The sequence below is a fragment of the Sphaerisporangium dianthi genome, from assembly GCF_042654065.1.
GTDB classification, from domain to species: domain Bacteria; phylum Actinomycetota; class Actinomycetes; order Streptosporangiales; family Streptosporangiaceae; genus Sphaerisporangium; species Sphaerisporangium dianthi.
Window position 1 is genome coordinate 60,673 of sequence record NZ_JBHSFP010000027.1, and the last position, 15,262, is coordinate 75,934.

The window sequence follows — 15,262 nt, forward strand, 5'->3', positions numbered from 1 at the left end:
TGGCGGTCAGGAGGGCTGGACTTCGTCGAAGAGGGCGATGGCCTCGCTGGGGTCGGGGCTCACGAGGCGTTCCAGCCCGGCCGCCGTCATCTTCGCCCATTGGCCGGCCCGCACGCACATCCGCTCCTCGAAGGCGCGGACGACCTCGTCCAGATCGCCGGGGGCGGCGGCGACGGACTCGGCGAGTTCGGCGCCTTCCAGCATCGCGAGGTTCGCGCCCACTCCCAATGGGGACATCAGGTGGGCGGCGTCGCCCAGTAGCGTCACCCCGGGGACGTGGGCCCAGGTGTGGCCCACGGGCAGGACGTAGAGGGGCCGGCGGTCGAAGGCCGTGCCGTGGCGGAGGAGATCGAGGACGGGAGCGGCCCAGCCGTCGAACAGAGCCAGCAGGCTTGATCGCACGGCCTCGACGTCGGCCAGGTCCAAGCCCGCGTTCGTGCCCGCGTTCCCGCCTCTATTCGTGCCTGCGTCCGCGCCTGGGTCGGTGGCTGCGTTCGCGTCTGCGGTCAGGTCTGCGGCCAGGTCTGCGGTCGGGCCCTCGCGCCGGGTCAGGCCGAGATGCCGCTCCAGGTTCGTGTGCCAGTCCAGTGGCGCGCGGAACCGGGCGTACACCTTGACGTGGCCGCCGCTGTTGCGCTGGGCGACGAGGGCGCGGTTCACGCCGTACACGGCCATGGAGCCGTCGCCGATCAGCCGGGCGAGGTCGGGGTGGCGGGTGTCGACGTCGTCCAGGGAGCTCTCGACCATGGTGATGCCGGTGTAGTGCGGCGTCGCGGTCGAGATCGCCGGGCGGACCCGGGACCAGGCGCCGTCCGCGCCGACCACGAGGTCGAACGTCTCCTGCCGCCCGTCCGCGAAACGGACCAGCGCGCCGTCCCGGGTGCCCGGCACGACCTCCGTCACGCCCCGCCCCCACCGCACGTCGAGGGGGCCGAGCAGCAGGTCACGGAGCTGCCCGCGGTCGATCTCGGGATTGGCCAGGTCACCCGGACCGGGTCGCCAGTCGCGGAGGACGGTCCCGTCGGCGTCCAGGATGCGCATGGCCTGCCCCTCGGGGCGGGAGAGCGCGTGGAACTCCGCCAGCAGCCCCGCCTTGTCCAGCGCGAGCTGGCCCATCCCTTCGTGCAGGTCGAGCGTGCCGCCCGGGGGACGGGCGTCGGGGGCGGGATCGCGTTCGAGGATGGTGACGGGGTGACCGTGGCGGTGCAGGACGCGGGCGAAGGTGAGGCCGGCGGGGCCGCTCCCGACCACGGCGATACGATGGCTCATGTCGATACACTGTATTTAACAAATACAGTGTATCGCAACAGTACGATGTACCCATGTCTGTATGGGACCGGCCGGAGCCGCCGACTCGCCCTGTGCCGCTCGACCGCGAGCGAATCGTCGCCGCCGCCGTCGCGCTGGCCGACGAGGGCGGGCTGGAGGCGGTGTCGTTGCGCAAGGTCGCCGCCCGCCTGGACGCCGGCCCGATGCGGCTGTACGGATACATCTCCACCAAGGAGGAGCTGTTCGACCTCATGGTGGACGAGGTCTACGCCGAGATCCTCCCCAAGGAGCGGCCCGGCGACTGGCGGGAGGCGTTGCGCGTCCACGCCCACCGCACCAGGCAGGCCACCCTCCGCCACGAATGGCTGGCCGACCTGCTCGGCGGACGCCCGGCCATGGGCCCGAACGCCCTCGTCGTGATCGAGACCACGCTGGCCGCCCTCGACGGCCTCGCCGACATCGACACCGTCATGCGCGCCGTGGAGACCGTCAGCGCCTACTTCACCGGCGCGATCAGGCGCGAGATCGCGAACCTGCGGGCCGAGCGCGCCACGGGCCTGTCCAAGCGCGACTGGCAGCGCGCCTCCGGCCCGCATGTGAGCAGGATGCTGGCCACGGGCCGCTTCCCGGCGCTGGCCAAGCTCGTGCACGACGGCACGGAGGTGGACGCCGAGACGTCCTTCGCGACCGGCCTGGACTGGGTCCTCGACGCCGTGGCCGCCAGACTCGGCCGGCCGCCGGCGTGACACTCCGCGGGGCACGGCGGCCGGCTCGGCCCGCGAGACGGCACGTCCAGGCGGCACCCGGGACCGGGGGTGGTGCGGGTGCCGACGGCGGGGCGGTTCAGTCGAGGAGGCGGGAGTGGGACGGGATCAGTCGAGCAGGCGGGAGCGGAGTGCGGCGGCGTCGTCGGCGGTCCAGCCGTTGCGGTCCAGCCAGCCGAGCGGGCCGTCGTCCCTGGTCTCGAGCATCTGCAGGAAGTGGTCCATGTACTCCGGGCGGGGCATGTGGCTGTCGGCCGGGCGCGAGTCCAGGTCGTCGCGGTAGGTGTCGCTCGCGCGCAGGCGGGCCAGGACCCCCTCCATGCGGTCGCCGGTCGCCGCGTAGTCGGCCACGATGGCGTCGCGGGTGACCCCGGCCACCGAGAGCGTCAGGGCGCACACCACTCCGGTGCGGTCCTTGCCCGCCGCGCAGTGGACGACGGCCGCGCCGTCGCCGTACGCGAGGACGCGGAGGGCGGCGAGCACCGAGTCGGGCCGGTCGAGCAGGTAGGCGTAGTAGAAGCCGAGGACCCGCACTTCCGCGACGTCCTCGCGTTTGCCCTGCCAGGGCAGCACGCGGTCGCCCTGGATGCGGGGGCGCGCGCCGCTCCGCCATCCGCCGGCGCTTCCGGCGGCCGGCGAGGCCCCCGGCGTCCCGGCTTCAGGCGTGCCGTTCCGGGGCGTTCCCGGAGCCGCGGGGTCGTCCTCGTCCGGTATGTCGGCTTCGACGTCGGTGTGCCGGCCGCCTTCGGGGAACAGGGTGAGGTGATGGATGCTCACCTCGGGCACCTGGGTCAGCGGGCCGGGGCCTTCGAGGTCGACCTCGGCGTAGGAGCGCAGGTCCACCACGTCGCGCAGCTTCAGCTCGCCCACGAGCCTTCGCACGTCGGCTTCCGTGAGTCCCTGGAGGTTGTCCGAGCGCAGCACCCGCCCGAACCTCGTCGTCCGGCCGTCGATCGTGGGAAGACCACCGAGGTCCCGCACGTTCACGGCGCCGTCTAGAGCTATCCACCTCGTTAGTTCATTCATCACATCCAAGCCTATATGCGCTATATGTCCACGCGAAGGAGGTGGCAGGGGCAGAGTGTCAAAAGTACACGTCCGTCACGTGGCGGCTGCCACCGCGACTTCGGCCCGCGTGTGATGTAAAGGAACGAGCCCTTTCGGGCTCCGCCCGGCCGAGCCCTCCGGGGCCCGCCCGCTCAACCGCCTTCCCCGAAGGAGGTCATGTGAACACACGCGCGCTCCACCCCCGGCTCGTGCTGGACCCGTCCCTGCCGGCCGAGACCGCCCGCACCCTGCTCGGCAGCCCAGAGACGCTTCGCGCGGTGCGCGCCGGGGCCGCCCCCCGGCCGCTGACCCCGAACCCCGTCCTGCTCTGCGCCGTCATCTTCCTTCTCCTGCTCACCCTCATGCTGACCGGTCCGTGGGCCATGACCATGCTCGGCGCCCTCGTCGCCGGCCTGTACGGCCTGCGGGCCCTGGCCGCGGACCCGAAAGCGCGCGAGGCCCGCCGGCGGCTGCGCGTGGCCCATCGGCACGCCGACCGGTACGTCCTGCCCGAGGACCTCGACGGGAGCTGCCGGGAACTGCTGGCCAGGGCTCAGCGGGCCGTCGAGGAGGTGCTCGGGTCCGCGGTCAACGGCGACGGCCTGCTGGACACGATCGCCAACGCGGTGACGCTCCCGTCCGAGGTGTGGCGGCTCGGCGTGCGGCTGGCCGATCTCACCCGGACCAGGCGCGAGCACGAGCGCATCGTGCCGCAGGACGTGCCCGCCGACATCGCGGGGGTGTTCACCCCCTATGACGAGGTGCTGGAAAGGGCGCACCGATCGCTCGCCGCCCGCGTGGAGTCGCTGGAGGACTACGCCCGCGAGGTGCGGCGGGCCGACGCGGTGTACCGGGCCTATCGGCAGCTCGGGGTGCTGCGGGAGCGCACCCCGCACTACGAGCGGCTGCTCGCGGAGACCGCGGAGGACGGGCCGGCCCTGCCTCCCATCGAAGGGCTCAGCGGTCAGGCGCACGAGGTGGAGCGGGTCTTCCGCGAGAGCATCGACGAGGCGCGGCGGGCCGGGACGCACTTGCTCCTCCTCTCAGCGGCATGACGGGATTCCGCCGAAACGTACCCGGAGTTCGTAAAAAACCAGAAACGTCCCTATCGTCCGAAATAAAAACCGTGCCGTAACCCCCCTGCGACGCCTCGTCATCGGCCCGTAATCAAGCCGCCCGAAACCATACGATTCGGCCATCCCACCAAAATCCCTGCCTTTCACCAGCAATTGCGCAAGACGCTGGATCTCCCCTTTAATCTCCTCTGGACTGCACTCCGGCACGCGCTGACCGGCGCCCGGAAGGCCGGAAGGAGACGAGGCATCCGCCATGACCGCGCTCATCGAGATCCGGGACGCGGGCGTCCGGTATCTCTCGACCGGTCAGACGGCGCTCCAGGCGACGGGGCTGACCGTCCGCCCCGGCGACCTCACGCTGGTCAGCGGGCCGTCCGGCTGCGGCAAGAGCACCCTGCTCCGCCTGATCAACGGCCTCATCCCGCACTCCTACCGGGCCGAGGTGACCGGCGAGGTCCTCATCGGCGGCCGGCCCGTCGCCGGCCGCACCATACGTGAGCTCTCCACCGTCGTCGGCACGATGCTCCAGGACCCGCGAAAGCAGATCGTCGGCACCACCGTGGCCGCGGAGATCGCCTTCGGCCCGGAGAACCTCGGACTGCCTCGCGCGCAGATCCGCGAGCTGATCGCCGAGGTGGCCGGCCGCGTCGGCATCGAGCACCTGCTGGACCGCGCGACCGCCGGGCTCAGCGGCGGCGAGCTGCAGATGGTCGCGTTCGCCGGCGTGCTGGCGATGCGGCCGAAGGTCTTCGTCGTGGACGAGCCGCTGGCCAACCTCGACCCTGCGGCCGGTCTGCGCCTGATGCGCGAGCTGAGGAGATTCGCCGACGAGGGCGGCGCGGCCGTCGTCGTCGAGCACCGCGTCGAGGAGATCCTGGAGTTCTCCCCCACGGAGGTGCTCTACCTGGAGGAGGGCGCGCCCCGCTTCCAGGGCCCGGTCGAGGACTTCCTCCGCGTGGCCCCCGCCGGGCACGTCAAACTGCCCTTCTCCACCCTGGTCTCCCGCGCCGCCGAACTGCCCGCCGTGCCGGAACCTCCCAAGCGCGCGGCCCCGGCGGCCGCGCCGCGGCTGGAATACCGCGGGGTGAGCCTCGGGTACGGCGACCGCGCCGTGCTTTCCGGCGTCGGCCTCGCGCTCGGCTCGGCCGAGCGGGTGGCCGTCCTCGGCCCGAACGGCGCCGGCAAGTCGACGCTGCTGCGCGCCGCCGTCGCGCTGATCACCGCCTCGCGCGGCGAGGTCCTCGTGGACGGCTCCCCCGTCGCCGCGCGCTCGGTGGCCGACCTGGCCACGACCTTCGGCTACGTGTTCCAGAACCCCGGCCAGGCCCTGTTCAGCGCCACCGTCGGCCAGGAGCTGGCGTTCGGCCCGCGCAACCTCGGCAGCGGCCCGGAGGAGATCGCCACCCGGTCGCGGGAGGCGCTGCTCGCCGTGCTGCTCGACGAGGAGAAGGACATCATGGACCGGCCGCCGCGAACGCTGTCGTTCGGCCAGCAGCGCCGCCTCACCGTGGCCCTCGCCCTCGCGATGCGGCCGCGCACGCTGATCCTCGACGAGCCCACCGCCGGGCAGGACCTGTGGACGACCACCGAGTTCATGGGCCACGCCCTGTCCGCCCCCAGCATCGAGAGCGTCTACTTCATCACCCACGACGTCGACCTCGCCCTCACCTACGCCGACCGGATCATCGTCGTGGACGAGGGCGGCATCGCCGCGGACGCCTCACCGGCCGACCTGGCCAGAGACGACGGCGTCTGGTCGAGGGCGGGCCTGGCGGCCACCAGCCTGGTGCGCGCCGTCCGCGACCACCTGCCGGGCGCGAGGCCGATCCCCCACCCTTTCGACCTCGCCCGCCGAGTCTCCCTCCTCGCCCCTTCCACCTCTTCCCCGAAGGAAGGAACCACCCCCTCATGAGCACAGACGCGACCACCCCACGAGAGCCTGTCTTATCGCTGTCCTCCCGGACCGTCGTGTTCGGCGCGGTCGGCGCGGCGCTGTACGGCGTGCTCGGCCTGTTCAGTTTCCTCATCCCGGGCACGCAGGCGGTCACGGTCCGCCCCGCCTTCGCCCTCGTGCCGTTCTTCGGCAAGCGCTTCGGCGTCATCGCCGGATTCTTCGTCGGCCTCGTCGGCAACGCCATCATCGACCTGATCTCCGGCTACGGCCTCACGTACTGGAACTGGAGCGTCGCCAACGGCCTGGTGGGCGCCGTCGCCGGCCTGTTCTTCGCCTACCTGCCGCCGATCGCCAGCGAGGCGCTGCGCCTGGTCGTGACCGCGCTCGGCGCGGTGCTGGCCACCGCCATCGGCCTGCTGTTCGTGTTCACCGACATCTGGGTGCAGAACATCGACGTCGCGACCGTCATCTCGATCAACTACGTGCCCGCGCTGATCGCCGACGCCATCGCCGTCGTCATCCTGACCCCGGCGCTGGACGCCATCTGGGAGCCGCTGTCCAAGCGGGCCGGACGGTAACAGCGTGGACGTCACGCCGCGTTATCTGGGCGCGGGTTCCTTCCTGAGCCGCCGCGATCCGCGGGTGCTCCTGCTGGTTCCCGTGCTGTACATCGTGGCCGTGGCGGGGGTCGACGACCTGCGCGCCGTGATCGCGTGCACCCTGGCCGCCCTGGTCTACTACCGCGCCGCGGGCATCCCGTGGCGCGGTGTGCGGGCCAACTGGGCGTTCATGCTGACCCTGACCACGATCCTGGTCGTGGTCAACAGCATCCTGACCTCGGCCATCACCCGCGCGGGCGACGAGGGCGCCGAGGTCCTGTTCACCGCCCCGATCACCCACACCGCGATCACCTGGACCACGTTGTCGTACGCGGCCACGACCCTGGTGCGCTACATCTCCCTGGCCATGGTCGGCTTCCCCGTGGCGTTCAACATCGCGCCCTCCGACCTCGGGGTGGCGTTCGCACGGCTCGGGCTGTCGCAGCGGCTCGCCTACGGGGTGGACCTGACCTTCCGCTTCCTGCCCTCGACCTGGGCGAGCCTGCACGAGACCATGGACGCCCAGCGCATCCGGGGGTACGAGCACACCCGCAGCCGCAATCCGGTCAAGCGGCTGCTGTCGCTGCGGCCGGTGGTCATCCCGCTGACGGTGAACGCGCTCATCGACGCGGAGGACACGGTGAACGCCATGGACCTGCGCGGATTCGGCGGACGGCACCGCACGTGGATGCGCGAGCTGGCCTTCGACCGCGTCGACCTGCTCATCCTCGCGGGCTTCTCCGCCATCGCGGCGGTCATGGTCACCGCCAAGATCCTCGGTCTGACGGGCACCGTATGGGTGCCGTGATCCACTCGGCGCCGCTCCTGGTCCCCATATCGCGCCCCCCGATCCGCGACGGCGCCCTCGCCGTGCGAGACGGCCTGGTGCTCGCGGTCGGTCACCGGCGGGAGATCCTCACCGACCATCCGGGCGCGCAGGAGCTGCGATGGCCGGGCATGGTGGTGGCGGGGCTGGTCAACGCGCACACCCACCTGCAGTTCACCCGCCTGTCCAAGGTCGGGGCGCGGGTGTACGGCTCCTTCGAGGAGTGGTCGAACACCTTCGACTCGGTCTACTTCTCCTCCGGCGGGGCCGACTGGGCGGCCAGCGCCCGCGAGGGGGCGCTGCTCGCCCTGCGCCACGGCACCACGGCCGCCGCGGACGTGGTGACCGACATCGAGGCGATGCCCGTGCTGCACCAGGCCGGGCTGGCCGGCATCTCCTACCTGGAGGTGCTCGGCGACACCGACGCGAGCTGGGCCGAGACCGGGCGCGACCACCTGACCTCCACGCTGCGCGAGCTGCTCGGCACCGGCGAGGCCAAGGGCGGGGGGATCGTCGGCATCGCCCCGCACGCCCCTTACACGCTGGACACCGGCGTACTGGCCGACCTCGCCGTCCTGGCCCGCAGGTTCGGCCTGCGCCAGCACATCCACCTGCTGGAGTCGGCGCACGAGCGCGAGTACACCCTCTCGGGCACGGGGCCGATCGCCCGCCTGGTCCGCGACCTCGGATTCGACTTCGAGATCCTGCGCGCCGGCGGCTCCGGCCGCGGGCCGGTCGACTTCCTGGACGACCTCGGGCTGCTCGGGTCACGCTGCCACGTCGCCCACGGGGTCCACCTGGACGCCGAGGAACGGGCGCTGCTGCGCGGGCGCGGGGTGAGCGTGACGCTGTGCCCCCGCTCCAACCGCACGCTCGGCCTGGAGGGCCCGCCGGTCGCGGCCCTTCTGGAGGAGGGCAGCCCGATCGCCGTGGGCACCGACTCACTGGCCTCAAGCCCGTCGCTGGACCTGCTGGAGGACGTGCGGCTGCTGCACACCCTCGCCCGGCGGCAGGGCTACCGCGGCGAGGACCTGCCGCGTCGTCTGGTGGAGGCGGCCACCGCCGGCGGCGCCCGCGCGCTCGGGCTGGACACCGGCCCCGGCAGGATCGGCGCGCTGGAGGCGGGCGCGCGGTGCGACTTCGCCGTCTTCCCCCTTGACGCCGTCGAGCACGATCCGTACCGGGCGCTGGTCCAGGACGGGCCGGGAAGGTGCGTCGCCACGGTGACCGGCGGCGGCCAGGCCGGCCGGGTGCACCTGGCGAACTCGGCTCCGGAGCGAATCCATGGGTGCTGACCTCGCCGCGATCTTCACGAGAATGCGCGCGGCATCCCCCCGAAGGACCTCACACAGGTCCCACGCAAGGCGCGGAGACATGGTTTCTCAAAATCGCACTATCCGGTTCAAGCTGTACTCGCTGCTCAGCCTGCCGATCGTGGCGCTCATCATGCTCTGGATCGTCATGACCGGGCACCTCGTGGGCGTCTTCTTCGACCTACGCAGGGGGGTCACGCTGTTCGACCAGGTGGCCACGCCGGCCGGGGTCCTCGCCGACCACGTGCAGCAGGAGCGGCAGCTCTCGGCCATCTTCCTGAGCGGCACCTCTCCCGACGGCGGGCGCCTGGCCGCCGCGCGCGAGGAGACCGACCGGGCCGTGACGCTGTTCAACGAGCGGGTCACCTCGCTCGAGGCGCAGTCGGCGACCGGGCCGGATGTGGTGCAGAGCCTCGCCGAGCTGGACAGGCACCTGCACCGGCTGAGCACGCTGCGCCAGGACATCGACGGCCGCGCGCTGACCCGCCTGGCCTCCGTCCAGGAGTACACGAAGATCCAGGACGCGCTCTACCAGATGTACGACCAGCTCGTCACCGTGTCCGACCTGGCGCTCTACCGCAAGTCCAACGGGCTGCAGACCATCGTCAGGTCCCGCGAGCTGCTGTCCCAGGAGGACGCCCTGCTGTCGGGCGCCATCCAGCAGAACTCGCTGAGCCGGGAGGAACAGCGCAGCTACGCCGACATGGTGTCGGGACGCCGCCTGCTGCTCGCCCGGGGGCTGGAAGCCCTCGACGCCGAGCTGCGACGGCCCTACGACGACCTGGTGGCCTCGGCCGACTACAAACGGCTGACCACCATGGAGAACCAGGTGATCACGCAGGGCCGGTCGCCCGAGCAGGCGGCCGCCTGGCAGCCGCTCGCCGGCACGCTCGGCTCGCGGCTCGACCAGCTCGCCACCGACCGCGCCACGTTGCTCAACACCCGCACCGACGCCGCCGCCTCGGGCATCATCGCCCAGATCGTGGCCGCGGCCGGTCTCGGGCTCGTCGCCATCCTGCTGGCGGTGGTGCTGTCGGCCCGGTTCGGCCGCGGGCTCGCCCAGGAGCTGGCCCACCTGCGCAGCGCCGCCATCGACCTGGCGGACGTGCGGCTCCCCCGCGTGGTGGCCAAGCTGCGCGACGGCCAGCCGGTCGACGTCGAGAGCGAGGCGCCGCCCATCCTGGTCACCGGCACCACCATGGAGGTGCAGGACGTCGCCCAGGCGTTCTCGACCGTGCGCCGCACCGCCGTGGAGGCCGCCGTCGGCCAGGCCGAGTTGCGCAAGGGCGTCAGCCTGGTCTTCCGCAACCTGGCGCGCCGCAACCAGTCGCTGCTGCACCGCCAGCTCACCCAGCTCGACGGCATGCAGCGCAAGACCAGCGCGCCCGAGGCGCTGGCCGACCTGTTCCGGCTGGACCACCTGACCACCCGCATGCGCCGCCAGGCGGAGGGCCTGATCATCCTGTCGGGCGCGCCGGCGGGCCGGGCCTGGCGCAAGCCTGTGCCGATGCACGACGTCGTCCGCGGAGCGGTGGCGGAGGTCGAGGACTACACGCGGGTCACCGTGCCGCCCATGTCCGACGCCTCGCTGATCGGCACGGCCGTCGCCGACGTGATCCACCTGCTCGCGGAGCTGATCGAGAACGCCACGGTCTTCTCCCCGCCCAGCACCCGGATCAACATCCGCGGAGAGCTGGTCGGCCGGGGCTTCGCCGTCGAGGTCGAGGACCGGGGCCTGGGAATGGGCGAGGGGGACCGCGACGAGCTCAACCGCCGGCTGGCCAACCCGCCGGAGTTCGACCTCGCCGACAGCGACCGGCTCGGCCTGTTCGTGGTCAGCCAGCTCGCCCGGCGGCACAAGGCCAAGGTAACGCTGCGCCGCTCGCCCTACGGCGGCACCACCGCCGTCGTCCTCCTGCCGCACGACCTGATCATCACCACCGCCGACGACCTCCCCCCGGACCCGGACCACAGCCCGGGCACGCGGCACACCCCCGCCCCCGAACCGGGCGGCCACCGCATGTGACTAGGGCCGTGCGCCGTCGACGCGGCCTTCGGACAGGAGGGTGGCGAGCTGGAGGAGGTCGTCGATGATCACGTCGGCGACCGCCGCCTCGGGGCGGCCGGCGTGCAGGTGGCCCCAGGGGCCGCGGCGGAACAGCGCGGTGCGCATGCCGGCCGCGCGGGCGGGGAGCACGTCGTTGTCCATCCGGTCACCCACGTACAGGATCTCGCCGGGCTCGCGGCCGGCGACGGCGGCCACCTTGGCGAAGAACTCCGGGTGCGGCTTGCTGACGCCCCACCCGGCGGAGGTGTGGACGGCGTCGACCGGAAGGTCCATGGCGACGAGCGCGTCGTAGGCCTGCGGCGGCTGGTTGCCCGCGATGATCAGCTGGTATCCCGCCTCGCGCAGCGCCGCGAGACCGGGCCGCGCGTCGGGGTACAGGTCGTCGGCGTCGAAGTTCTCGCGCAGGCTCGCGGGCTCGTCCAGCCGCCAGGCCTCGATCTCGGCGTAGGGGTCAAGGCCGGGGCGGACCAGCTGGAACGCGTCGTCGTAGGGCCGGTCGAGCGCGGCCATCGCGCCGAGCACACCGAGCATGGTGAACCGCGACACCCCGAGCCGGTCGGCCCACCGCGACCAGATGCGGGTCTCGTCGATCAGCGTCTCCCCGACGTCGAACACCAGCGCGCGAATCACGACACTCCTCCCGTATGCGTGTGTCCGACCTTACTGGCCGCGTGCAGCGGGCCGGGAGGCGCGGCGGCCCGGGCGCCGCGCATGACGAAGGACGGGCATGCCGCGTGGGGGACACAGGCAGTGGCGTGACGGCCCGCCGAGACCGCCACGCCACGCCTTCGCTCCGCCGTCCCGCGTCAGGACGGCGGAGCCGATTCACCCCGCCTGGCAGGAGACCGAGGGCCAGTTCCAGTTGCCGTTGTGCTGGATCGTGACGCCGAAGTTGTTGCCGCTGCCGTTGGGCCTGGCGGTCAGCACCTGGGCGCTCGGATAGCTGGCGCTGATGTTCCAGGTGTTGATGATCTTCGCGGGGGACGGGACGTTCATCGTCACGGTCCAGTTGCTCGAACCGGAGACCGAGACGTTGAGGTTGTACCGGTCGCTCCACGACTGGCCCGCCGACAGGGTCGCGGTGCAGCTGCCGCCGCCGGGCGGAGGGCTGGAGGGAGGAGGGCTGGAGGGAGGAGTGGAGGGGTTGCCGCCACCGTCGGGCGCCACCGCCCGGCCGGTCGACGGTGAGATCATCCCGGCGCACAGGTTGCGGCTGCGCAGGTTCGCCGCGATCTGCGAGATCGCCTGCACCGTGGTCGCGTACTGGTCGTGCATGAGGATGATCTGGCCGTTCTGCAGACGCCCCGCCGCCTGCACGATCTGGGACGTGCTCGCGCCGTTCCAGTCCTGGGAGTCGACGTCCCAGATGATCTCGCGGAGGCCGAGCTGCTGCTCCACCGACTTCAGCGTGCCGTTGGTCTCCCCGTACGGCGGCCGGAACAGCTGCGGCGCGGTCCCGGTGGCCTGCTGGATGGCCTGCTGGGTGCGCTGGAGCTCCGACTGGATCTGCGAGCTGCTCATCTGGGTCAGGTGCGGATGGGTGTAGCTGTGGTTGCCGATCCACATGCCGGCGTCCCGCTGGGCCCGCACCAGCGCCTGGTTGTTCTGCGCGTTCTGCCCGATGTTGAAGAACGTCGCTCGCAGGCCGTTGGACTTGAGGGTGTTCAGCAGGTTGTTGGTGTTGCCGGCGTTGGGCCCGTCGTCGTAGGTGAGGCCGACGTAGCCGGCGCTGCAGTCGGCGGCGCTGGCCGAGGACGACAGGCCCACGGCGAAGCCCGCTCCGAGGACGGCGGCGACGCCGGCGATGAGCAGCTTGCGGGCGCCGGAGAGGCGCCCACGCGTACGGCCGTGGGGGACGGCGCTGTCGATCATGTCTGTTCCTCCACTGGAACGCTGATCGTCGACATGGCATGTGCGTGCGGCGGCCGGCCTGCGCGCCATTCTGCGCACCCCCACTGAAACATGTCAATCACATGAAGAAACGTTTCAGGCAGGTGAACCGTTTAAGGACTCCCTGAGATGGTGAAACATGAATGAAATTACCGAAAAGTTTCGAAGTTCGATGGCCTCAACGCACCGGCTCAGCCGGTCGGCTGGCGCGGTGAGCGGTCGGAGGTGCGGACGGCGGAGAAGGCCCCGGCCGGCAGGCGATCGAAGGCGCGGGCGATCTCCACAAGACGCCGGACTTCGCCGTTGATGTCCGGGGAGGCGGGATGGACTCCGGGGGCCGCCTCCGGAGCGCGCGCGTTCTCGACGCGGTCGCCCCTCACGAGGAGGGCGCGCCTCATCTGGACGGCTTCGATGGTCGCCTGCAGAGCGTCGCCGGTCAGCCCGTGCCGTTCACCGAGTGTCCGCGCCTCGGCGGCCACCTCGGCACTGTAGTGGGGACGCAGCACGAGCATGGCGTCCGTGATCTCGATGACCCGGCGGTACAGGCGGAAATCGAGATCACGAAGGCTCGCGAGCAGGTCGCCGGCCAGTGACGAAGGAGGGTCGAGAGCGATGTCCGGCATGGCGCGATAGAGCACGGCCCACAGCCGGTACAAGCGCGTGTAGTCGAGAAGGCGAGTCCCGCGGCCACGCATGGCCGTCACCTTCGGCCCCCAGGAAGGGGCGGTGCACCCGAGGGAGGCGAGCACGACCCCGGAGAAGATGACCATGCGTGCGCCGACCTCCCAGACGCGCACGTCCAGACCGGACCACCCCGCGAGAAGGTCCGCGCCTCTGATCGCGGAGTAGACCAGTCCGAGAAACGAGGCGACCGCCACCATGCGCAGCCCGCGCCGCAGCCAGGGCCGCCCGCCGGCGTTCGCGTACCGCCAGCACAACGCGGTGTTCCGCACCTGGACGGCCGCGAATATGACGATGTAGACCCCCAAGTAGGTGACGGCGTCGGGGTCATCGGCGTATCGGACCACGAAGTCGGTCGGCGCCTCCTCGCCGGGCGGTATCCGCAGGAACAGGAGCACCATGATCGCCTGGATCATGATCGCCACGGCGATGTGCCGTCGGACCGTCCTGCCGGCCTCCGTTTTCGGCAGGTCGATCAACGACACCATCAAGTGGATGCTGAGGCCGAACATCGCGGCCATTCCCTGCGAGAGCAGGGCCGAGACGTTCGGCACGCCCACGAGCGTGTCGACGCGCACCCAGACCGCGGGAATGGCGACGGTCATGGTGCACGCCATGAAGAAGAGCGCCGTGCACAGCGCGAGTCGCGCAGGGTCGGCGCCGGACCGGACGGTGATGGCGACCTTGTTGAAGACCGCGAGCCAAGCGAGGACCGCGCAGATCGTGTACAGCACCGTGTTCATCGGTCACCCGGGGGGCGGTCGAGCGTACGCTCAAGGCGTCCGACGAGGCTGTCGTCATCGGGGTGGAGCCGGCGTACGGGCTCGGACGCCCGGGACGAGACGCGGTGCAGGATCAGAGAGGCGATGTACTCCGCCTCCTGCTCCTCGACGGCCGAGTACCTGCTGCGTAACAGGACCTCGCGCACCTTCTGCGGATCCAGGGAGGGGAACAGCGTCCCGAGCATCTCCTCCTGCATGGAGGCGCTGCCCTCGTGCCCGCAGAGCAGGTGCGCCAGCTCATGGAGGATGATGTGCTCCCTGTGCAGCGGGGTGGTGTCCTCCTGGTAGACGATGTAGTCCACCTTCTCGGTGGGGACGCACAGCCCGCCCAGCCCTCCGCCCAGCGCGGGGACGGCCTCAAGACGGATCGGACGGCCACGGCGCGCACTGACGACCTCGCACAACGCCCGCGCGCTGAAAGGAGCCGGCAGCGGCAACCCGTCGACGATCGCGTCGCATCGCCGTCGTACTCGCATCAGGCTCATGCTCGCCCCTTCCACTCACATGAGCGGAATCACATGACTACGGATCTTCGTGCTCTGGCTCGCGTCGTGCGGCGTCACCGCGAGGCAGGCCTTCGAGATCTCTTACCCGGTCGACTATCTCGACGATCGTGTCGAGACTCGCGCTGGACAGGCCCGCGGCCCGCAGCGCGACCATCTGGACACGCGCGTCTTTGAGCGCGTTCAGAACGCCGAGCTCGGCGCCGATGCGCGAGGCGGCCTCATCGTCGAAGAAGTAGGCCGGTGGGACACCGAAGAAGCGGGCGAGCGCCTCGACGTGCTTGACCGTGGGGTTGTCGCGCTCACCCTTGCGCAGATACCAGATGTACGTACCCGAGATCGTCGGGCCACCCTGCTCGCGTATCGCCGAGGCAACCTCCTCGTTGCCGTAGGGGCCTCGGCCGGCGGGGTGCATCGTGTCGAACAGATGGTTCAGCTTGTCGGCGAGCGTCGATGGACGCCGTCGCGCCTCATCGACCATGACGGCCTCCAGCAAGCTCAATCAACTGACGTGAAAAGCCTACCATGGGCACCCTGACAGCAGTTAACG

The 15,262-nt window shown here is 71.2% G+C and carries 14 protein-coding genes; 7 read left to right on the forward strand and 7 right to left on the reverse strand.

Annotation, left to right across the window (positions count from 1 at the left end):
* Positions 1–6 precede the first annotated feature (6 nt).
* Positions 7–1,269, reverse strand: coding sequence for an FAD-dependent oxidoreductase (locus ACFO60_RS29985; protein ID WP_380846794.1), 1,263 nt, complete (start codon positions 1,267–1,269; stop codon positions 7–9).
* A 53-nt stretch (positions 1,270–1,322) separates the two neighbouring features.
* On the opposite strand from ACFO60_RS29985, the gene ACFO60_RS29990 reads away from it, so the two are divergent.
* Complete coding sequence (locus ACFO60_RS29990; protein ID WP_380846797.1) at positions 1,323–2,015, forward strand: TetR/AcrR family transcriptional regulator; 693 nt, start codon at positions 1,323–1,325, stop codon at positions 2,013–2,015.
* A gap of 126 nt (positions 2,016–2,141) precedes the next feature.
* Here the strand turns inward: ACFO60_RS29990 and ACFO60_RS29995 are convergent, their stop codons facing one another.
* Positions 2,142–3,059 (reverse strand): tyrosine-protein phosphatase, encoded by a 918-nt coding sequence (locus tag ACFO60_RS29995; protein ID WP_380846800.1) that lies wholly within the window; start codon positions 3,057–3,059, stop codon positions 2,142–2,144.
* 200 nt (positions 3,060–3,259) lie between these two features.
* On the opposite strand from ACFO60_RS29995, the gene ACFO60_RS30000 reads away from it, so the two are divergent.
* The 6 genes from ACFO60_RS30000 to ACFO60_RS30025 all read left to right on the forward strand — a co-directional run bounded on the left by ACFO60_RS30000 (position 3,260) and on the right by ACFO60_RS30025 (position 10,814).
* Positions 3,260–4,135 carry a hypothetical protein gene (locus tag ACFO60_RS30000; RefSeq protein ID WP_380846803.1) on the forward strand — a complete coding sequence of 292 codons (876 nt, stop codon included), beginning with the start codon at positions 3,260–3,262 and terminating at the stop codon, positions 4,133–4,135.
* A gap of 274 nt (positions 4,136–4,409) precedes the next feature.
* Entirely contained in the window at positions 4,410–6,068 is a 1,659-nt protein-coding gene (locus ACFO60_RS30005) for an ABC transporter ATP-binding protein (RefSeq protein ID WP_380846806.1), read from the forward strand.
* Entirely contained in the window at positions 6,065–6,628 is a 564-nt protein-coding gene (locus ACFO60_RS30010; RefSeq protein ID WP_380846809.1) for an ECF transporter S component, read from the forward strand. The genes ACFO60_RS30005 and ACFO60_RS30010 overlap by 4 nt, the downstream gene beginning before the upstream one ends.
* Before the next feature lie 4 nt (positions 6,629–6,632).
* Positions 6,633–7,457: an energy-coupling factor transporter transmembrane component T family protein gene (locus ACFO60_RS30015; RefSeq protein ID WP_380846812.1), complete on the forward strand. Its 825-nt coding sequence runs from the start codon at positions 6,633–6,635 to the stop codon at positions 7,455–7,457.
* Positions 7,445–8,770 (forward strand): amidohydrolase family protein, encoded by a 1,326-nt coding sequence (locus tag ACFO60_RS30020; protein ID WP_380846815.1) that lies wholly within the window; start codon positions 7,445–7,447, stop codon positions 8,768–8,770. The genes ACFO60_RS30015 and ACFO60_RS30020 overlap by 13 nt, the downstream gene beginning before the upstream one ends.
* Positions 8,771–8,849: 79 nt before the next feature.
* Positions 8,850–10,814, forward strand: a complete 1,965-nt coding sequence (locus ACFO60_RS30025) for a sensor histidine kinase (RefSeq protein WP_380846818.1) — start codon at positions 8,850–8,852, stop codon at positions 10,812–10,814.
* On the opposite strand, the gene ACFO60_RS30030 is transcribed toward ACFO60_RS30025, so the two are convergent.
* The 5 genes from ACFO60_RS30030 to ACFO60_RS30050 all read right to left on the reverse strand — a co-directional run bounded on the left by ACFO60_RS30030 (position 10,815) and on the right by ACFO60_RS30050 (position 15,208).
* Positions 10,815–11,486, reverse strand: coding sequence for an HAD family hydrolase (locus tag ACFO60_RS30030; protein ID WP_380846820.1), 672 nt, complete (start codon positions 11,484–11,486; stop codon positions 10,815–10,817).
* 195 nt (positions 11,487–11,681) lie between these two features.
* Positions 11,682–12,728, reverse strand: coding sequence for a polysaccharide deacetylase family protein (locus ACFO60_RS30035; protein WP_380846822.1), 1,047 nt, complete (start codon positions 12,726–12,728; stop codon positions 11,682–11,684).
* Positions 12,729–12,937: 209 nt separating this feature from the next.
* Complete coding sequence (locus ACFO60_RS30040) at positions 12,938–14,170, reverse strand: MAB_1171c family putative transporter (RefSeq protein ID WP_380846824.1); 1,233 nt, start codon at positions 14,168–14,170, stop codon at positions 12,938–12,940.
* Positions 14,167–14,694 (reverse strand): hypothetical protein, encoded by a 528-nt coding sequence (locus tag ACFO60_RS30045; RefSeq protein WP_380846826.1) that lies wholly within the window; start codon positions 14,692–14,694, stop codon positions 14,167–14,169. The genes ACFO60_RS30040 and ACFO60_RS30045 overlap by 4 nt, the downstream gene beginning before the upstream one ends.
* Positions 14,695–14,731: 37 nt before the next feature.
* Entirely contained in the window at positions 14,732–15,208 is a 477-nt protein-coding gene (locus tag ACFO60_RS30050) for an XRE family transcriptional regulator (protein WP_380846828.1), read from the reverse strand.
* Positions 15,209–15,262 lie beyond the last annotated feature (54 nt).